At 41.3% G+C, this 21,414-nt stretch carries 12 protein-coding genes and 1 pseudogene; all 13 read left to right on the forward strand.

Annotated features, from left to right (window positions below):
• Positions 1-20 precede the first annotated feature (20 nt).
• Positions 21-3,074 carry a methyl-accepting chemotaxis protein gene (locus tag B1A85_RS04570; protein ID WP_104545702.1) on the forward strand — a complete coding sequence of 1,018 codons (3,054 nt, stop codon included), beginning with the start codon at positions 21-23 and terminating at the stop codon, positions 3,072-3,074.
• 15 nt (positions 3,075-3,089) lie between these two features.
• A complete protein-coding gene (locus B1A85_RS04575; protein WP_104545703.1) occupies positions 3,090-5,828 on the forward strand; it encodes a methyl-accepting chemotaxis protein in 2,739 nt (912 codons plus the stop codon).
• A gap of 120 nt (positions 5,829-5,948) precedes the next feature.
• Positions 5,949-9,170 carry a hybrid sensor histidine kinase/response regulator gene (locus tag B1A85_RS04580; protein WP_104545704.1) on the forward strand — a complete coding sequence of 1,074 codons (3,222 nt, stop codon included), beginning with the start codon at positions 5,949-5,951 and terminating at the stop codon, positions 9,168-9,170.
• A gap of 138 nt (positions 9,171-9,308) precedes the next feature.
• Positions 9,309-9,698, forward strand: a complete 390-nt coding sequence (locus tag B1A85_RS04585; protein WP_210404172.1) for a chemotaxis protein CheW — start codon at positions 9,309-9,311, stop codon at positions 9,696-9,698.
• 40 nt (positions 9,699-9,738) lie between these two features.
• Positions 9,739-10,743, forward strand: a complete 1,005-nt coding sequence (locus B1A85_RS04590) for a PAS domain S-box protein (protein ID WP_104545706.1) — start codon at positions 9,739-9,741, stop codon at positions 10,741-10,743.
• Positions 10,744-10,977: 234 nt separating this feature from the next.
• The gene (locus tag B1A85_RS04595) at positions 10,978-13,068 is read left to right on the forward strand and encodes a M3 family metallopeptidase (protein ID WP_104545707.1); all 2,091 of its coding nucleotides are present in this window, start codon (positions 10,978-10,980) and stop codon (positions 13,066-13,068) included.
• Positions 13,069-13,174: 106 nt separating this feature from the next.
• Positions 13,175-13,594 (forward strand): DUF1824 family protein, encoded by a 420-nt coding sequence (locus tag B1A85_RS04600; protein ID WP_104545708.1) that lies wholly within the window; start codon positions 13,175-13,177, stop codon positions 13,592-13,594.
• 241 nt (positions 13,595-13,835) lie between these two features.
• Positions 13,836-14,336, forward strand: coding sequence for a pentapeptide repeat-containing protein (locus tag B1A85_RS04605; protein WP_104545709.1), 501 nt, complete (start codon positions 13,836-13,838; stop codon positions 14,334-14,336).
• A gap of 555 nt (positions 14,337-14,891) precedes the next feature.
• Entirely contained in the window at positions 14,892-16,301 is a 1,410-nt protein-coding gene (locus B1A85_RS04610) for a glycosyltransferase (RefSeq protein WP_104545710.1), read from the forward strand.
• Positions 16,302-16,703: 402 nt separating this feature from the next.
• Positions 16,704-17,357 (forward strand): annotated as a pseudogene (locus B1A85_RS25940) (acyltransferase); the annotation flags it as partial.
• Positions 17,331-18,065: a GAF domain-containing protein gene (locus tag B1A85_RS25945; RefSeq protein ID WP_246841352.1), complete on the forward strand. Its 735-nt coding sequence runs from the start codon at positions 17,331-17,333 to the stop codon at positions 18,063-18,065. The pseudogene B1A85_RS25940 and the gene B1A85_RS25945, both read left to right, overlap by 27 nt.
• Positions 18,066-18,777: 712 nt before the next feature.
• On the forward strand, positions 18,778-20,061 hold the full coding sequence (locus B1A85_RS04620) for a glycosyltransferase (protein ID WP_104545712.1): 1,284 nt from the start codon (positions 18,778-18,780) through the stop codon (positions 20,059-20,061).
• A gap of 255 nt (positions 20,062-20,316) precedes the next feature.
• Positions 20,317-21,342: a sulfotransferase gene (locus B1A85_RS04625; RefSeq protein WP_210404173.1), complete on the forward strand. Its 1,026-nt coding sequence runs from the start codon at positions 20,317-20,319 to the stop codon at positions 21,340-21,342.
• Positions 21,343-21,414 lie beyond the last annotated feature (72 nt).

Consider the following 21,414-nt stretch of genomic DNA (forward strand, 5'->3'; position numbering starts at 1 on the left):
TTCTATATTTATTCCTTACTATGTTAGATCGTCCCCTGGAAAAATCTGTAGATAATAGCGATAGCGAACACTCGGCGTCTAGTAGCTTGAAATCTGAATCGCTAGACGCACATTCCTTCACTTCTCAAGTTCCTCCTTTGCGATCGCAACCTCAGCTTCCGCCCAAGTCTAAGAATGCCTTTTCTTGGCTGCGCCGTGGTTGGGATAACCTCACTTTTAGAACTAAACTGACGCTACTTTTAGTTAGTAGTGCGGCAATACCTGTACTTGTAGTGACGCAAGGGTTAATCTCGCTAAATAGAGAGCGCGCTTTAGAAGATTTGAAACAGACTTTGCAGCAACAAGGACAAACTTTTGCCAACGAGTATGTTCTTTGGACACAAGTAGATACAGAAACGCAAGCGGAAAATTTAGCGAGAATCATACAAGCGACTGAAATAGATCTCAATAATCCGGCGCAAGTAGCAGCCCGTCGCGAATTTATAGAAGACTATCTCGTCATTAATGAGAATCAAGAAAATCCTGAGTTAACTAAAAACTTTAAAATTATCACTGATGCGCAAGGCAGATCAGTAGCACAAAATCTTTTGGTTATTGATGACGATTTTACAACTCCACCACTTTTGCCTACCTCGAATCAAGAACTACAATTACCCAAATATCGTCAGCTTTCTTTACCTACAGGAATTTCGCTTACCGATATTCCTATTGTCCAAAATGCTTTGAAAACAGGACAACCTCTGTCTGGTATAGAACTCGTTAAAAATAGCTCGCTGCAAAAACTAGGTTTAGATAAACAAGCTAATATTGGTCTGCGGCAACAACCGAATCGAAACTTGCCTGAAGAAAAAACTCCATTTCCGGAAGGAACATACGACATTGACGGTGGTAAGGCAGGTTTAATGACAATAGCAGTACACCCCATCAAAGTAAACAATAGAGTTATAGGCTCTGTTATTATTGGTAGTTTACTTAACCGTAACTATGGTTTAGTCGATAAGTTTTCCCAAGTCTATAATGTACCTGTCGCAACTGTATTTGCCAAAGATTGGCGAGTCGTTACAAACGTTCCTTATATAGATAATAAAACACGCGCAATTGGTACGCGACTAGCACGGGAAGTAGCCGAAAAAGTTCTCAATGAAGGCGAAGATTTTATTGGTGAAACTAGTATTATTGGTAGGCAGTATCTCTCGTTTTATACGCCACTTTACGATCACCAGAAAGTTCTTAATCCTGAACAAGCAGAGCCTGTTGGAATAGCCTTTGTTGGCAAATCTTTCTTAGAAGCTGAAAATCAGTTGGCAAACCAACAATTGATTGCCTACAGCATTGGGGGTGGTATCCTTTTTATCGTCGGTTTGATTTCGATTCCGATCGCGAATTCGTTTGCGCGTCCAATGCGCAAGTTGTCACGGTTTGCGCAGCAGGTTGCGTCGGGAGAAGCGGGATTTGATTTAGATGTGGATAGCGATCGCCAAGATGAACTTGGTATTCTCTCGCGCGAAATGAACATCATGGCGCAGAACATCGCCGCCAACTTAGAAGCCCGTCGCCAAGAAGCCGAACGCGCGCGACTTTTAAAAGATATTACGATTCGCCTCAGCCAAGGGCTTAGTACGCAAAACACGTTAGATATCGCAGTGCAAGAAATTCGCTTAGCACTCAAAGCCGACCGCGTCGTTACATACAGCTTTGATGAACAATGGCAGGGTACGGTCACTTCAGAAGCGGTTGCTAACGGTTTTCCACAAGCTTTGGGAGCTACAATTGCCGATCCTTGCTTTGCCGATCGCTATGTTGATAAGTATCGTCGGGGACGCGTGCAAGCAACGGAAAATATCTATGCAGCAGGCTTAACCAAATGTCATATCAAGCAACTCGAACAATTTGCGGTCAAGGCAAACTTGGTTGCGCCAATTATCACTAATGGGAAATTAATTGCTTTACTCATTGCGCACCAATGTTCTGCACCGCGTGCTTGGCAACAAGTTGAGATTGATTTATTTTCGCAGTTGGCAACTCAAGTTGGATTCGCATTAGACCGCGTTAATCTTCTCGAACAGCAGAAAGCTGCAAAAGAACAGCTACAACGCCGCGCGTTAGAACTCTTGATGGAAGTCGATCCGCTTACGCAAGGAGATCTAACGATTCGGGCGAGTGTCACGGAAGATGAAATCGGAACGATCGCCGACTCGTACAATGCGACGATTTCTAGCCTCCGCCAAATCGTTACTCAGGTACAAGAAGCAGCCCAGCAAGTAGCGACAACAACGACGACAAAAGAAAGTTCGGTTGCGGAACTCTCACAAGAAGCATCGCGCCAAGCCGCAGAAATTACGAGTGCTTTAGCGCGAATTCAACAAATGGCAGAATCAATTCGCGCCGTTGCTGCAAGTGCTGAACAAGCAGAGGCTGCGGTACAACAAGCAAGCCAAACTGTAGCGGAAGGCGACACTGCGATGAACCGCACCGTTGATGGCATTTTAGCAATTCGCGAGACAGTAGCACAAACGTCTAAAAAAGTCAAGCGCTTGGGCGAATCTTCGCAAAAGATCTCTAAGGTGGTCAACCTGATTAGTACGTTCGCAGACCAAACGAACTTACTTGCACTCAACGCTGCGATTGAAGCTGCGAATGCTGGCGAACAAGGACGTGGTTTTGCTGTCGTCGCCGAACGCGTCCGTGCCCTCGCCCGCCAATCTACCGAAGCAACCGCAGAAATTGAAAAGCTGGTGACAGACATTCAGACAGAAACGAATGAAGTCGTCGCGGCGATGGAAGCAGGGACAGAACAAGTTGTCGCCGGTACGCGGCTTGTTGATGAAACGCGGCAAAGCCTCAACAAAATTTCTGAGGTTAGTAACCAAATTAGCGAACTTGTCAAGGCGATCGCCACAGTGACAGTCGAGCAAAGCCAAGCCTCCGCAGAAGTCACGCAAACGATGTCAGATGTTGCGGCGATCGCGAACAAAACCCTCACAGAAGTAACGCAAGTTGCGGAATCTTTCAAAGAACTCTTAGCCGTTGCGCAAAAACTCCAAGCTAACGCCAGTCAATTCAAAGTGAATTAAAGAGGCTTCGATCCAATGACTCAGACTTCTCCCAAGCCTACTGCTGATCGTCCAGCACAAGAGACTATATCATTACATCCTGCACCCAATTCCAACAAATCAACATCGCCGCCGCCAAAATCACATTCACGTCGCATGAGCTTGCGGGCTAAAGCCACTGCATTGGCGATCGCGCTCAGTACACTACCAGTGATTGCAGTAGGTACAACGGCTTATTACTTTGCCAATCGTTCCATTACTCAGCAAATTATTCGCCAGCAGCAGTCTACTGCAATTGACCTGGAAGACAGATTAGAGTTATTTGTCCAAAGTCGCTTTTTAGATGTACAAGCGATGGCGAATCTCGACATCTTCACCAATCCACAAACACGTTCGATTACGACTCGCCAGGCTAAAGATACAGCGCTCAACAACTTAGTTACAGCATATAACGGAATGTACGATAGCATTGCTGTGTTCGATCTCAATGGCGATGTTGTAGCACAATCCAAAGGTAAGCCAATCAGCAATCATCGAAAAGCAGTGTATTTTCAAGAAGCACTGAAAACTGGTCGCGCTTATTTGAGTGAGCCAAAAATTGCTGACAACTCGACTAATGTCGTTCGTACTTTCACAATAGCCGCTCCAATTAAAGATAGCGTCACAGGAGAAAATATTGGTGTTATTCGTGCCAGAATGCCGCTAGCTGCTAATAAATTGCTCGATGTTGATAACCGACGTCAGGAGCAGTTTTACGTAGTCAACTCGGCTGGTCAAATTTTCCTAACATCAAACGAAGAAGATTTAGGGAAATCTTTTGAGCAGCAATTTCCCAAGTTATTTAATCAAGTCCAAGCAGGTAATTCTCTCGATATTGCATCAACTATTGAAAATCAATCAACAGCAAATAAATTAGTTTCTTATGCAGCTGCTGAAGAATTACGAGAATTACATAATCTGAACTGGGGAGTGATTGTTAGTACTCCTAGCAACATTGTATTTTTACCTCAACGCCAATTACTATTAACTTTCTTACTAGGAACAGGTTTAACAACATTGCTCGTAGGTGTTCTGGCGGCTTATCTTACCAACCGTGCAGTTAAACCAATCTTAAAAGCCAGTGATGCTGTTACTCAAATTAAAGAAGGCAAGCTCGATACTCGTGTTGTCATCTCTGGGGAAGATGAACTGGCGATGCTGGGTAATAACATCAACAGCATGGCAGCAAGACTGCAACAATTACTCGACAACCAAGTAGCAGAGGCAGAACGCACTCGTATTGTTAAAGATATTACTTTACGTCTAGGACAATTTCCACAGGTACAAGACATTTTTAATACTGTTGTTAAAGAAATTCGTGCAGAACTCCAAGCCGATCGCGTGGTTGTATATACTTTCAACGATAAGTGGCAAGGTACTATCATTGCTGAATCAGTTGCTGAAGGCTTTCCGCAAGCTAATGGTGCTAATATTAACGATCCGTGCTTTGCTGATAAATATGTAGAACGCTATCGCCAAGGTCGAGTACAAGCAACAGAAAATATTTATACAGCAGGTTTAACTGAGTGCCATATTAAACAACTCGAACAGTTTGCAGTTAAAGCTAACTTAGTTGCTCCGGTTCTGCAAGGCGGTGAACTTTTAGGTTTATTGATTGCGCACCAATGCTCTGCACCACGGAATTGGCAACAAGGTGAAATTGATTTATTCGCGCAGATAGCAACACAAGTCGGTTTTGCACTCGACCGCGCAAAGCTTTTAGAACAACAAATCAAAGAGAAAGAAAAGCTGCAAAAACGCGCACTTGAATTGTTGATGGAAGTCGATCCGCTGAACAAAGGAGATTTGACGATTCGCGCGAATGTTACTGAAGATGAAATCGGGACGATCGCCGACTCATACAACGCAACGATTTCCAGTTTGCGACAACTTGTTAATAATGTTAAAACGGCAGCAGAGCAGGTGACAGCAACGACTAACAATAGCGAAAGTTCAGTACAAGTTTTATCGCAAGAAGCTTTACGCCAAGCCGAAGAAATTAACGCTGCCCTAAACCAGTTGCAAGCGATGGAAGACTCGATTCGGGCTGTAGCGCAAAGTGCCAAACAAGCTGAAGTCGCAGTCCACAAAGCAACTGAGACTGTCGCTGCGGGTGATGCAGCGATGAATCGCACAGTAGATGGTATCGAAGCGATTCGTGCTACTGTTGCCGCAACTGCAGAAAAAGTAAGGCAACTTGGGGAATCTTCACAAAAAATTTCTAAAGTCGTCAACTTGATTGGTAGATTTGCTGCACAAACGAATTTACTAGCACTCAAAGCTTCAATTGAAGCCGCGCGGGCGGGAGAAGAAGGACGCGGATTTGCGGTACTTGCCGATGAAGTGCGCATCTTAGCAAGTCAATCTGCACAAGCTACCGGAGAAATTGAAAAGCTGGTTTTAGATATTCAAGCAGAAACAAATGCGGTCGTTGCAGCGATGGAAGCAGGAACCGAACAAGTCTCTAAAGGTACAATACTCGTAGACGAAACGCGTCAACATCTTACCCAAATTACGGCGATTAGTGAAGAAATTGGTAACTTAGTGCAAGCAATTAGCGAAGCATCGCTGGTACAATCGCACGCTGCGCATGCAGTGACACAAACGATGAATGATGTAGCCGCGATCGCTAATCAGACTTCTGATGAAGCGACTCAAGTATCAAGTGCGTTCCAGCAGTTACTGACAGTTGCCGATCGGCTGCAAACGAGTGTAGGGCAATTTAAAGTGAGTTAGCGGCTTAGGGGGCAAGTCGCGAGTGACTGATAGCTAGTGATTAGTAGTTTATCTGGTTTCTTTTCCCTGACCTCTGACCTCTGCGCTATTTTTATTTTTTATATTTAAATCTTTATAGATATGGCAATCGATTCTGATATCCGCGACCAAGCTTATCAGTTTTTTATTCAAGAAGCGCCTGAACTACTACAGGCAATTGAAACAGATTTACTAACTCTCAGAGAAGACCGCAATACAGCGAAAATTCATAACATGATGCGTGCTGCCCACTCAATTAAAGGTGGTGCTGCAAGCGTGGGACTTGACGTTATTAAAACTTTAGCGCATAGCCTCGAAGATATTTTTAAAGGGCTACATAATCCAGAATTAGAAATTGATGCTGATGTCGAAAACTTGTTACTTCAGGCTTACGACTGTCTGCGGCTACCACTCATTGAGCAACTCAATACTGGGCAGTTCGATGCAGAGCAAGCTATGGCAAAGGCTGAGCCAGTATTTGCCCAAATTGAAGCACAAATTGGTAAATATCTCAAAGGTTCGACAGAAATTCCGAGTTCTGTAGAATTGGGTGTTGATATTGCCGCATCAATTTTTGAAGTAGATGTTGCTCAAGGTATCGAGCGTTTAGCGCAAGTTTTAGCGCAATCACAAACTAGAGAAATCATCGAAGGAGAATTACGGGCGCAGGCAGAAGTTTTTGCAGGTATCGCCGAACTTTTAAATCTACCAGGATTTGGGGAAATCGCATCGACAACCCTCGCTGCACTCGATGCGCATCCGCAAGCCGCGATCCAAATCGCCCAAACCGCACTAGCTGATTTTCAAGCAGCACGCTTAGCAGTTCTCGCAGGCGATCGCGCGCAAGGGGGAACTCCGTCAGAGGCTTTAACCCAACTTCTGAAGCAACCTACAAAGGATACTGTAAATGCAACACCAGCACAACCATCATTGGAAAGTAGCAATGTGCCTGCAGCAGGCTCGATGCTCGATGATTTGTTTGGTAGTACAACTGTAGAGTCAGCGATCGCGTCGCCCACAAACCAAGTTGAGGTTCAAATTGCAGCGGAAGACGTGCCACCAGCAGCGAGTTTGGACGATCTTTTTGGGACGGCAACTGCTATTTCTGATACCACTTCAGCAGCAACGACAGCGCAACCAACTTCTGCACCAAAGAATATTACAGAGATTGCCAACTCTGCACTTGATACATCCATACCAGCAGCATCCCAAAATACGAATAGCACTGCTAAAACAACGAAAATATCTGCATCACCCAAACCCCAACTCAGCACAAATCCTGGTGCTACGACTCAGCTTTCGGTACGAGTTGACTTAGAGCGACTCGAACGCATGAATAACTTAGTTGGTGAGTTAGCGATTAATCGTAATAGTCTTTCGCTGCAAAACGAACAACTCCAAGCAACGATTCAGGAACTCTTACGCCGTTTTACTAAGTTCCAAACAATGGCGCGACAGTTACGCGATCTGTCTGACTTAATAGTCGTTGCCTCTGAGCATAATGCCAGAGGTCGCAGTGCAAATCATGCCGTTATGTTACCTGCAAAAGAAGGGTTAGAGAAGCTAGTGACTACTTCTTCTGCGGTAGCGACTTCTAGCCCAGCGACGTTACTTCCTTCCTTAGCCTCTTTTGACTCGTTAGAGATGGATAGTTACGGCGAGGTGTACTCGTTGTTGCAAGCGACGTTAGAAGACATGGTGCAACTCGAAGAGACAGTCGGTGACGTAGTTCTTCTGGCTGGACAATCGGGTGAAACGATTGAAAGACAGCGTCAAATGCTCGCACACTTACGCGATGACTTGATGTGGGCGAGAATGTTGCCCTTGGGTGAGGTACTGAACCGCTTTCCTCGCATGTTACGTGACTTATCGCGCTCGTATGATAAGCCTGTTGATTTAAAGCTGAGTGGAACTGGAGTTTTAGTTGACAAAGCAGTTTTAGAGAAGCTTTACGATCCTTTATTGCACTTGGTACGTAATGCTTTCGATCATGGCATTGAACCTTCGGATGTGCGTTTAGAGCAGGGTAAACCCGCTCAAGGTAAAATTGAGATTCGTGCTTACCATCAGGGTAATCAAACGATTATCGAAGTTCGGGATGATGGTCGCGGTTTAAATTTAGAGCGGATTCGTGCGAAAGCCTTAGAAATGGGCTTGTTGTCTCCAGAGCAAGTTAACGCAGCTTCGACAGCACGCTTGTTAGATTTAATCTTTGAGCCTGGGTTTTCTACCGCCAAGCAAGTTAGCGAATTGTCAGGTAGGGGTGTCGGACTTGATGTTGTACGCGCGCAGTTGCGATCGCTGAAAGGAAACGTTAGCGTTACCTCTGAACCTGGAAAAGGTAGCACATTTAGTTTGCGAATTCCGCTAACACTCACAATCGCGAAGTTACTCGTTTGTTTTGTCGGTACGAATGCCTATGCTTTACCTTCTGATAGTATTGCAGAGATCTTAATTCCTGAAGCTAATCAAGTTAAAAACTCCAGCGGATATCGCTTTTTGCACTGGCAAGACCGTATTATTCCAGTCTATCGCTTTGCTGAAGTCGTGAGATATAGCTGTCCGCTACCTGAAACGGTTCCCAACCTTAACTTAGAAGCCGTTCCCACTCCAGAAGATTGGGCTTCTCCAATGTTGTTATTGGAGCAAGAAAATAATCTTATTGCCATCGAAGTAGACCGTTTAGTGACCGAACAAGAATTGGTGATTAAACCTTTTGGTAAGGCGATCGCACCCCCAAATTACATCTACGGTTGTACAATTCTCGGTAATGGTAGCCTCATTCCAGTGATTGATGGTGCCGAATTATTGGCATCTTTTACTGGTACTCAAACTGAGTTTGCTATAACTACAAACTCTAATTTTGATTCTGATTTATCTGTCAGCGATCGGAGTGATAATCCTCCGGTAACTCCTATTAAAAGAGAGACAACTACGACGGTTTTAGTTGTTGATGATTCGATTACTCTGCGCCAAACATTAGCACTTACGCTCCAGAAAGTGGGTTATCGCGTTTTGCAAGCACGCGATGGACGCGAGGCAATTGAACAGTTGCAACAATCAGCTGTTCAACTTGTGGTTTGTGATGTGGAAATGCCAAATATGAATGGTTTTGAGTTTCTCAGCCATCGTCGTCAAGATCCTCAACTTTTCCAAATTCCGGTTGTTATGCTAACGTCGCGTAGCAGTGATAAACACCGGCAATTAGCAAAGCATTTAGGTGCAACTAATTACTTTACTAAGCCTTATATTGAACAAGAATTTGTTACAGCAATTAAAGAAATTATTCAACAAAATACAGCAACAACAGTGCCTGCTGTTTAGCTAATGAATGAGTTAGTTTTCTTCTGAATTAGAACACAACATAAAATGAAGAACACATTCGTCAATTCCAGACTCTATAGCTTAAAGCATTCTCACAGCCAAAGTACGGTTAAGTCACAAAAGATAGTTGTGTTTAGCATGGGTAATATTCATTTAGCGTTACCCAGTGATGCTGTATATAAAGTAACAAACCAAATGCCAGTATATGGCACGGGATTTAATGGCGTGGGGCTAGCGTATCTTGGCGATCGCCAAATTACGATTGTGGAACTACATCGGCGCTTCTTTAGTGCTAAAGGAAAATACTTAATTATTGCTGAAAACAAAGTAGGAGAACTGTATGGTATCCCTGTAGCATCGGTGCCTGCGCTGATAGATGTGCCGTTATCGCGAATTCAAGTTTTGCCAGACTCGTATCGTCATGCTGATTTACTCGCGATCGCAACTCATGTTTGTCACATTCCGCAAGCAGACACGCTGCTGACAGTATTCCTACTTGATGTCGATCAATTACTGCCATCTTCCTGAATCTAAGTTTTAGTAAAATTACGTATTAAAGGAATATAAAATGAAAGCTCCGATACCTAGTAATGAAGAAGCTAGGCTGAAAGCCTTATACGAATATGAAATTCTCGACACCGATCCCGAACAAGCCTTTGATGACTTAACTCGCTTGGCTTCGCAAATTTGTGAAACTCCAATTGCCATAGTCAGCCTTGTCGATTCTGACCGACAATGGTTCAAATCAAAAGTAGGTTTAGATGCTTCAGAAACCTCACGAGATGTTGCATTTTGCGCGCATACAATTCTGCAATCTGATTTATTTGTAGTTCCAGATGCTCGTGAAGATATGCGCTTCTCAAGTAACCCTCTGGTAACGTCAGGTCCTAAGATTCGGTTTTATGCGGGCGCACCGTTGATAACTTCAGAGAACATTGCCGTTGGTAGTTTGTGTGCGATCGACTACGTGCCTCGTAACTTAACACCCCAACAGCAAGAAGCCCTCGAAATTTTGGGTCGTCAGGTAGTGACCCAACTAAATCTGCGCCGCAACGTAGCGAGGTTAGAAGAGGCGCTGCGCCAGCGTGAAGAAACGGAAAAAGCCTTGAGAGCTAGTGAAGAACAGTATCGTAGTTTACTGGATCTTTCTTCGGAAACGATCGCTGTCCACATTGAGGGAAAAATTGAATATATCAATGCTGCGGGAGCTAAGTTACTTGGTGCAGTAACGCCCGAAAAACTAATCGGTAAACGGTTTTTAGATTTCGTTCACCCCGATTCTAGAGAAGCTGTCGAAGCGCAACAAAGTCAAAGGCAAGAGAACCAACAAGCAGTAGTTATTAACCAAGAAAAATTGGTTCGGCTTGATGGTGAGGCGATCGATGTTGAGATGACAGAAGTACCCATTATTCACTTAGGTAAACCAGCAACGCAGGTACTGATTAAAGATATTACTGTGCTAAAACAGATGAAAGAGGCAATGTTGCGCGCGACAGTAGCTGAACTTGTCAAACAAGAACTAGAAAAAGAAATTGCTGAGCGCAGACAGTTAGAGGAAAACTTGAAAGAGTAATTGAAATTTCTCGGTGAGTGGTGAATGTAAACGTAACGAAAACTTTGGTCATTGGTAACGGGTAATTGGTAAGAATGTAGAGCAACTTTTTATGATTCATTGCCGCTTACCACAACTGTGCACCTCTGCTACCATACCTACTAATCTCAAAATTAAACGATATTACGGTCTTCTGCACTCGGCAAGGGTTGCAAATGTTCATGATAATTAAGATACAGCAACCCAAAACAAGTTATGAGTGCAACTACGATCGCAGACAATCCATTACTAATCGGTAAAGGTTTGCCGCCATTTGAGCAAATCAAGCCTGAGCATGTTGTGCCAGCAATGACACAGCTATTGGGTGAGTTGGAAACCGAACTTGCTGAATTAGAAGCGAATGTCAGTCCCACTTGGAGTGGTTTAGTTGAGCCACTAGACCGCATTACAGAGCGTTTGCGCTGGAGTTGGGGTATTGTCGGGCATTTGATGGGTGTTAAAAATAGCCCTGAACTACGCGAAGCTTACGAAACGGTACAGCCGAAAGTTGTAGAATTTTACAACAAGCTCAATCAAAGTAGACCACTATATGATGCGTTTAAGGCTTTACGGCACAGCGATCGCTGGGATAGCTTAGATACTGCACAACAGCGGATCGTGGAAGCTGCGATTCGAGATGCCGAGCTTTCTGGTGTAGGCTTAGCAGGAGAACAGCGATCGCGCTTTAACGAAATTCAACTTGAACTCGCCGAACTTTCAACCAAGTTTTCAAATCACGTTTTGGACGCGACGAAGGCTTTTAGCTTGACACTGACACAACAAGATGAAGTTGATGGCTTACCTTTGAGTTTAAAAAGTTTAGCCGCACAAGCCGCGCGGGCTGCTGGCGAAGAAAATGCTACTCCTGAAGCAGGTCCTTGGCGGATTACCTTGGACTTTCCTAGCTTTGGTCCTTTCATGCAGCACAGCACTCGCCGCGATTTACGCGAGAAACTGTATAAAGCTTACATTAGTCGCGCATCTTCAGGTGATTTAGATAACTCGCCGCTGATTGAACGGATTTTGCAATTACGTCAAGAAGAGGCTAAATTACTCGGCTTCAATAGTTATGCGGAGTTAAGCTTAGCAAGTAAAATGGCTCCGAGTATTGAAGCAGTAGAAAACCTTTTAGAGGAATTGCGGAGTGCAAGCTATGATGCGGCGATGCAAGAATTTGAAGAATTAAAAGCATTTGCTGCGGCTAAAGGTGCTGACAGTGAGTTGAAACACTGGGATATTAGCTATTGGGCAGAACGCCAACGCGAAGAAAAGTTTAACTTTACGGCAGAAGAATTGCGTCCTTATTTTCCGTTACCACAAGTTTTAGACGGACTATTTGGCTTGGTTGAGCGAGTTTTTGGCGTGACAGTGACTGCGGCAGATGGTCAAGCACCGGTATGGCATCCTGATGTGAGATATTTCCAGATTGCGGACGAAACTGGGGCGATCGCCTATTTCTATCTCGATCCCTACAGCCGTCCTGCCGAAAAGCGCGGTGGGGCTTGGATGGATGATTGCATTGGTCGTGCCAAAATAACTGAAGCAGGCACAACGACAACGCGCAAACCTGTAGCTTATCTTGTGTGCAACCAAACTCCTCCTGTCGATGGCAAGCCAAGCTTAATGACTTTCAACGAAGTGGAAACTTTATTCCATGAATTTGGGCATGGTTTGCAGCATATGTTAACGAAAGTTGATTATGCTGGAGCAGCAGGAATTAATAATGTTGAATGGGATGCTGTCGAACTGCCTAGTCAGTTTATGGAAAACTGGTGCTACCACCGCGAAACTTTGCTAGGAATGGCAAAGCATTACGAAACGGGTGAAACTCTGCCCGAACACTATTATCAAAAATTAGTTGCGGCACGTAACTACATGAGTGGTAGCGCCATGTTACGGCAATTGCACTTTAGCCTAGTCGATCTAGAATTACATCACCGCTATCAACCAGGCGGTAGTGAAACTGCTAACGATGTACGTAATCGGATCGCGAAAAACACAACCGTGCTGCCACCACTACCAGAAGATGCCTTTTTGTGTTCGTTTGGTCATATCTTTGCTGGTGGATACGCCGCAGGTTACTACAGCTACAAATGGGCGGAAGTTCTCAGTGCTGATGCTTTCGCAGCGTTTGAGGAGTCAGGATTAGAACCTGAAAAAATTGCTGCTACAGGTAAGCGCTTCCGCGATACAGTACTCGCGTTAGGTGGTAGCAAACATCCTATGGAAGTCTTTCAATCTTTCCGAGGACGCGAACCAAGTACTGAGCCGCTACTTAGACATAGCGGTTTAACTAAAGCTGCTTAGTGCTCTTAAATTTATTGCGATCGCGCGGTACACTCAAGTGCTACCGCTTTTTTTAGTTGCGAACGATATCACAATAAGTATTAAGTAGTCGATATTCAACAAAGTCATGTCTAACCCGCAGCAGCAATCCGATCTTACTGTCGAAGCAGCGCAAGCACTTTTGAAAGACTTTAACTGTATTGCTGGTAAGTTAGTCACTTCTGAAGCCGAAAAAATGCTGATTCGTCAGGCTGTATTGGTTGTCAGTCATTTTTCTGATTACCAAATCTTGGGTATTTGTGCTGATACAGCAACTCAAGGTATAGCAACTTTGGCAAGTTATGCCAAAGCCTTGGGGTATCAGCCTAATCTTGACTTAACTTCGGTTGATGGCGCTGTTTACATTAAATTTAATCCAGTTACCAGTTTGTGTTATCTTAATCCTTATTCTGGAGAGCATCGGGGCGTACTTGTGTCATGTCACTCTCCGGAATCAGGAGTCGTCAATGACATTTACGGGCATCTTCCGCTAGATTTGTTTGATTAGGTTTCTAGAAATTGCGCCTAAATTAACTATAAAATTAGCTCTACACTTACTTTTGAGTACTATCTCGTTAGTTATGGCTATCGAAGTATAAGTCAGAACATTTTAGAAGCTCAAAGCTGTATCTTGTAAAGTTTGCGGCAACTGAAGCAACATCCGCACGCTTTTTCAACCACTCTGACCCCTGCTATAGTGCATAGTTGTTTACCGCGCTAGTAGACCTTGTTGTTTTTTTGAAAGGATAATGAAACGTTTCTATCGACTTGCAGTAGTTGCTTTCGTGTTTTTACTTCTTGTTGCCTTTCCGATAAGTGCACGCGCAGCTAGTTCCTCTTCTATTTCGCGTGGTGCAGCTACTGGAGAAGTTATTGGGAAAGATTACTCAGGGCAAAACTTGCAAGCTGCTGAGTTTGCTAACGCAGATTTAGAGGCAGCTAATTTCAGTAATGCTGACTTACGCGGTGTTGTTTTCAATGGCGCGAAGTTGATGAAAGCAAATTTACATGGAGCCGACTTTACTAATGGGATTGCTTATCTAGTTGATTTTACAGGAGCCGATCTTAGTGATGCCGTAATGGAAGAGGCAATGATGCTGCGCTCTATATTTAATGATGTTGATATTACTGGCGCTGATTTTACCAATGCAGTTCTTGATAAAACCGTAGTGAAAAAACTTTGCGCGCAAGCAAGTGGAGTCAATTCAAAGACTGGTGTGGCAACGCGCGATTCCTTGGGATGTAAGTAATGTGGTTTTGAGCGATCGCAGGCTGCTTGACGTAGGATGCGATCGCCTCTGCCATACATAGATTATCTATTAGTTTTAAATATTAATATAAATTATTACTTATAATAAATAGAGGTTCTTTATGACTTCTATTATTTATTTAACTTTATTAATTTAATTGAATTAAATATACCTTAATTCTTGTTGTTTTGCATTATTAAATAATTTATATAAATGCCGAATATTAAATACCTGAACTTCTCTGTATCGACAATTTAAGAGGGATCGTTTTATTTTAATAAAAACTTTTGTCTTATTAAAATAAACTAAATGATATTAGATGAATTATTCGTGCTTTTATGAACACTAATGTTTGAATAAACTTTAATAGCTACATAGCTATTCAATTAAGATTCAGGTTGAAGAGCAAGCTACAGTCGTACGTAGCTATGAGCTTTTACCATATCCCAAGCATCTCTTCAATTCCTATAAAAAAATACTTGAATAGAATTGATAAACTTTGAGCAAACTACTCTAACTCCAATTCCTGATACTTCAATAAAACATCTACCTTTTATGAAAACTATTCAAGCTGTTGCTCGTTACTTACCAGAAAAATGTGGAGGAATTCAAATCCGTCTTAGCGAACTCCTACCAGTTCTTCAAGCATATGGAGTAGAAAGCAAAATAGCAGCAGCTCAAGACAGTAAATATGAGAATACTTATATACACAATGGAATAGAAGTATATCGCTACCCTGTGTTTCCTCAACCAAAAGCAGAACCAAATTATGGAGAATTACCACATGGTAGATTTGAGTATTTTGAACGTTGGTTAAGACAGCAAAAGGCAGATATCTATCATCAGCATCAATGGACGCCAAAATGTGGTTTACCTCATCTACGTCTTGCCAAAGAATTGGGTATGGCGACAGTTGTTTCAATTCGTTTACCTAGCCCTGTTTGTCAACGAGAAACTCTCATGCTAAATGGGCAAGAAGTGTGTGACGGAAAAATTGATGAAGTCAAATGTAGTCATTGTTGTGGTGTTCCTTCAGCAATATCAGATACAGCAATTCAAAGTTTAGTGCACGCGCCTCGAAGCATAAATGATACAGCAAGTAAATTATTACATTTATTGAAAAAAGCTCCTACCCCAATTAATACTGCTGCAACCGCGTTGCTCACTCCTGTTTCGTTACCAGCTTATATAGTTGCGCGCAGACAGGGTTTATTAGAAATGGCAAAATTTGCCGACCGCATAGTGACGCTAAGCGAGCGGCTTTATGAAACATTATTACTTAATGGAGTTCCCCAACAGAAGCTGATAATTTGCAAAACAGGCGTACCTGATATTTTTCTATCATCGTCTCGAAATATTAAAAAAACAGCAAACCAAGCTTTACAAGTTGTATTTTTAGGACGTTGGAATCGTAACAAAGGAATTCATATTTTAGTAGAAGCGATCAAATCACTGCCTGCTAAGATATCCATTGAATTAACAATATATGGCAGTGCAGTTGATGATGAAAAATATCGACAGCAGATTATACAAAGTATAAAGGGTGAACCGCGTATTCGTATTGCTGAGACTTTGACACGTGAAGAGTTACCTTCAGTTTTAGCAACATATGATATTTTAGCTTTACCTGCACAATGGTTTGATGTTAGACCGATGTCTATCTTAGAAGCCCATGCGGCAAAGCTACCCGTTTTAGGTTCGGATGTAGGAGGAGTTAATGAACTTATCAAACATAATGTTGATGGTTTGTTACTACCTCCTGCTGATGTTAAAGCTTGGGCTGAAGCTTTTGTACGGCTATCTGAAGAGCCAAATTTATTGTCTAAACTTCGTCAAGGAATTAAGCCTATTCGGACTATGAGTATGGAGGCTGTAGATACAGTAAATCTCTATAAAATTATTCTAGAGGAAAAAATAGCACAAAACAAGCTAAGTTTGGCAGTAAGTCAAACTTTGAACATGTAATTGTTTCTTAAGCTTATTAAGGTACAAAAAATAGCATAATGAATTTATATTATTTCTCATTGAGTAATTAAACTATTAATATTTTTGCTATTTGTTGGTATTTGACATGATTATTTGTTCGAGTTGTATTTTTTTATGGCTTAGATTGTAAATATTTTATCTCATTATGTCAGTTGTTAGCAATTAATAAACGACTATTTATAGCGTTGATAAGATGGTCATTAATTGAGAAAAACAACAGCAGAACTTCCACTTACTTTTTCTAGTATTTGAGTTATTGCTAATTAAGGAGAAATAGTATTAACTTGTCTTAGATTACTGCGTTTAGATAGTAATATTACTGTAAGGTATGTTGTGTAAAAGTGAAAAATTGATTCTTGCTAACCTCAACTAACTACAAATATGAAGGTCATAAAAGCTCTATCTACTTCACAGAGGTTTTGCCAGAAAGAAGTTGTAGTAACTACCTTAGTAGGATGGGTACCATCGTTACTAGGGAAATCTCTACGTAGGCTAGTGTATCGTTCTCTTTTTGCGCAATTTGGAAACGCAGTACAAATTAAATCTGGAGTTGAAATAATTCACCCTGGCAGAATTGCCATCGGCAATAAAGTTAAGATCGATCGGGGAGTTTCCTTAAGAAATGAAGGTCAAAATAGTACGATTCGGCTAGGAAATTCTGTCAAACTTGATCTTGGAGTTGTGATTAAAACTCACAGTAATAGTGTAATAGAAATTGGAGATTGTACCTACATTGGTCCCTATACTTGTTTGTCGGGCAAATCCATCAAGATTGGTAGAGATTGTCGGATTGCTTCGCATTTAGGCATCTATGCGAATAATCATATTTTCACAGATCCTAACCGTAAAATCAAAGAACAAGGTAGCAGTTACAAAGGAATAGTCATTGAAGATGATTGTTGGTTAGCTAGCGGAGTCAGAATTGTAGACGGCGTAACAATTGGTCAAGGTAGTGTAATTGGTGCAGGAGCAGTTGTCACTAAAGACATTCCACCATATTCTATTGCTGTGGGGGTTCCTGCCAAAGTCATCAAAAGCCGAAAGTCAGGTGAACAAGTAACGAGCGCTTACCCAGAAAATAACGCTACAGACGATAGTTTAGTTGAAGAAGAAAAGACGACAAAGCTAAACAATCAATTACCGCATAAAGATGTTGCGATCGCTGGCTTAACGCTACAAAAACTACTGCACCAGTTATTGGAATACATTGGTAAAGTTATAAATGTCAGCACTGTTACGGTTCTACTACGGACTGAGGATCAGCAACACTTGATAGTATATGCCTCAGTTGGACTAGAAGATGAGATTACAGCAGAAATTAAAATTCCCTTTGGACAAGGTTTTGCAGGTCGTGTTGCAGCTGATTGCAAACCTATAATAGTCGAAGATTTATCCAAAATAGAGATTTTTAGTCCAATTCTCCGCAATAAAGGACTAAGCTCAATGCTTGGTGTTCCTTTGCAAGTAAATGGGCAAATAGTTGGAGTATTCCATGTGGGTACGATTATTTCTCGTCAATTTACTAGCGATGAAGTAAAGCTCATGCAGCTGATAGCTGACTGTATCGCTTGGCTGTTGACTCGTACTGACGTACTATTAGTAAATGTATCTCAAGCTTCAGGAATTTGCAGGTTGTTTACTCTGACTCGTTTATTAAATTCATTATGGCAGCAGTTTAAGTTCCTGGTACAGTTTTTTGCGAACAAATTGGCTACTAGGCAGATAAAGTTCACCTTTTGTTAAGTTATCAGTGGTGAGTTAAGAAAATTTTTCTAATTCAAAGTTCAACTGGTAAGATATGCTTTACCCATTTAAAATTCAAAACTTTTGAAACTTCGTTTATGTAGCCCTGACTTCAGTTGAAAAGTATCTACAATTTATACGATAGTTTAAATATTAAAAACTTTGGTTTGTTAATGTTTAAAGTTTATTATTTAGTAGAAAATTAATAATTAGCGTTACTGAATCTCGCTGTATGTGTGACTTTAGTTGATGCTGTAGCAAAACTATGTTTTCAAACAATCAAGCCCGTCAATACAGTAAAAAAATTTAGGGTTATAACTTGTATGATTAAATTATATTTATAACGATGCTAATCTTAAATTGCCTTAATTTGAGAACGTTAAAAAATCTGTATTTAATAAGTTTATAGCCTTCCTTTTCTAATAAAAAATGAGAAGATTTGCTATTCAAAATTAAGAAAATGCTTGCTAGAAAATGTTTGATAAACGCTTAACTGCCTCAACTTAAATTCGTTTTTGATAAGAGTGGCATTTGGGAGCATAACAAAACTGATTAAAATTTTTCTAGATATTATGAACTTTTCTCTATCGACTTACTCTGTGCGGTGAAGGCATATTGACAATATCTTATTTCCTAAAGTCATACTTGGTTTTTTAGCATTCTGCTCAAGCCTTCAGTTAGTTAGAAAAGTTTGTATTTTTAGGTATCTTTTATGAGAATTGCTTTTGTGGTGGGAATTTTTCCTCTTTTGTCAGAGACTTTTGTTTTGAATCAAATTACTGGTTTGATTGAGCGAGGTCACGAGGTGGATATTTATGCGTTACGACATCCACCCTCTGATCGCAAAATGCATCCACATGTAGAAAAATACAATTTACTTCATCGTACCTACTATGTTCCTGTAATACCGCACAACTTTTTTTTACGTCAGTTAAAAGGTTTTGTATTACTTCTTACTAATTTTCATAAAGCCCCCCTGGTTTGTTTGCGATCGCTCAATTTTTGCAAATATGGTCGCGCCGCGACTTCCTTAAAAATTTTGTATACTGCAATACCGATGCTTGGGCAAAAACCGTATGACATTATTCACTGCCAGTTTGGCTGCTACGCGCTTGAAATTTTAGCATTGCGTGACATTGGAGCATTAAAGGGAAAACTTGTCACGTCCTTTCGCGGTTGGGATATTAGCCGCTATATCAAGCAGTATGGCGATCGCGTTTACGATCGGCTTTTAGCTACTGGAGACTTATTTCTTCCAGTTTGCGACTTTTTCCGTACTTGGCTAGTTAAACATGGTGGTGATGGCAAGAGAATTATTACGCACAGATCGGGAATTGACTGCGATAAGTTCTTCTTTACACCTCGGTGTCTGCCTTCTGATGACTCGATTCAAATTGTCACCGTCGGTCGTTTAGTTGAAAAAAAAGGCATAAAGTATAGCATTGAAGCTGTTGCTCAATTATCTCAAACATACAAAAATATCCATTACTATATTGTTGGTGAGGGTGAATTAAAAGAGGAGTTGCAAAACCTAATTCAAAAGCTTGATATCAGCAACGTTGTTACATTACTAGGTCAAAAAAATCAGCAGGAAATTATCGATATACTTACTAATTCACACATTTTTGTTGCTCCTAGCGTAACAGCGCAAGATGGAAATCAAGAGGGTATACCCAATACTTTGAAAGAAGCAATGGCAATGGGTTTACCAGTAGTTGCAACTAGACACAGCGGTATTCCTGAGTTAATAGAAGATGGTGTTTCTGGGTTTTTGGTTCCTGAGCGTGATGCTAATGCGATCGCCCACAAATTAAGTTATCTAATTAGGCATCCAGAAGTATGGGTAGACATGGGTTTAGCTGCTCGAAAACGTGTAGAATCTCAATATGAAATACAAACACTTAACAATGAGTTAGTTGAAATTTATCAAAACTTACTAGCAGACAAATCAGTGTCTTATCTTCCTGCGCGTAGCTTGTATCATAAAGCAGCTTAATTTGCATCTATTACAACTGTAGAATTGCTGTTACTAATTTTATAACTAGTCTCTTCCTTTTTTAGTAATTTGATGACGAAGCTTACTAACCTCTTTTGAAGAGCTGACTGTGTTTATGTGGCGAACGCAAGCATTGCCCGCGATCGGCAGTGTACGTTTGCCTATAGGTAAGATTTGAAGAATAAAAATAATAATATATTTATTTAAGCAATTTAAGCGATGAAAGTAAGCAAAATTGAAGCTTCCCCAAAGAGCATGATATTCATTGTTGGAACCTCTCGTTCTGGCACAACTTTAATGAGACAGATTCTTAGCAAACACTCAAACGTATATATCTCTAAAGAAACTCATTATTTTGAGGATTTGAGAGTGAAGATGGCTGGACGAGAGCAAAAACCATTATCGCCTCAAGAAACACAAGTTACTGAAGATTACTTTCTGGCTTTAACCCATAAGACGTACGAAGCAAAGGGAGATCCAGAACAAGGCTGGATGAATCGCATGGAATTACGTTCTTTAGCCCAGCAAATTGGCTGTGGAACAGATTCATATTTTGAAGCTTATTGCCAGCTTTGCGCTCAAAACAAAAACAAAACTATATTTGGAGAAAAAACTCCTAGACATATCTTTAAAATCGCTGAGATTCTGAATCGCTATCCTGATGCGAAAGTTATTTGTATGGTTCGCAATCCAGGAGGAGTCATTGCGTCGTATCGTGACTTTTGGAAGAGTCAGTGGAGGTCTGATAGTAGCAAGTCTCTTAGAGAGAAACAAAGGATAAAAAATTCTTACAATTTAATAATTATTAGTCTAATTTGGAAAGCTGCTCTTAATGCAGCACTCAAGGCACGCGATCAGTTTGGAGAAAGCCGTGTCTACATTCAACAATTTGAAAACTTAGTTACTTGTCCAGAAACATCGCTCAAATCTTTAACAAACTGGTTATCTTTAGATTATGAACCCTCGATGCATACAGTTGGTTTAGTGAATAGCTCGTACTCAAACTCTTGGAGTAATGGTTCTGGTTTGTCTAGTGAACCAGCGTATCGCTGGCAAGAAAAACTGAGTGATGCAGAAATTGCCATTTTTCAATTTTGCTGTGGACAGCAGCTGCTAAAAGCAGGTTATAGCAAAAAGCCAGTTCGTTTACCAGTTGTTCTAATTATTTGGTTATGGATAACTTTACCTTTTACTGGATTACGAGCTTTGTTAGCTAACTCGAATAGAATTAGCAATATTCCTCAATATATTTGGCAACGTTTACGTCTTGTGATTAGCTAAGTTTGCACTTGCTTCTTTCACTAAGTTAGAAAAAAAGAAACCCCCAATTAAATATCGGGGTTAATTCTCTAA

This window comes from Chroococcidiopsis sp. TS-821 (assembly GCF_002939305.1).
Classification (GTDB): domain Bacteria; phylum Cyanobacteriota; class Cyanobacteriia; order Cyanobacteriales; family Chroococcidiopsidaceae; genus Chroogloeocystis.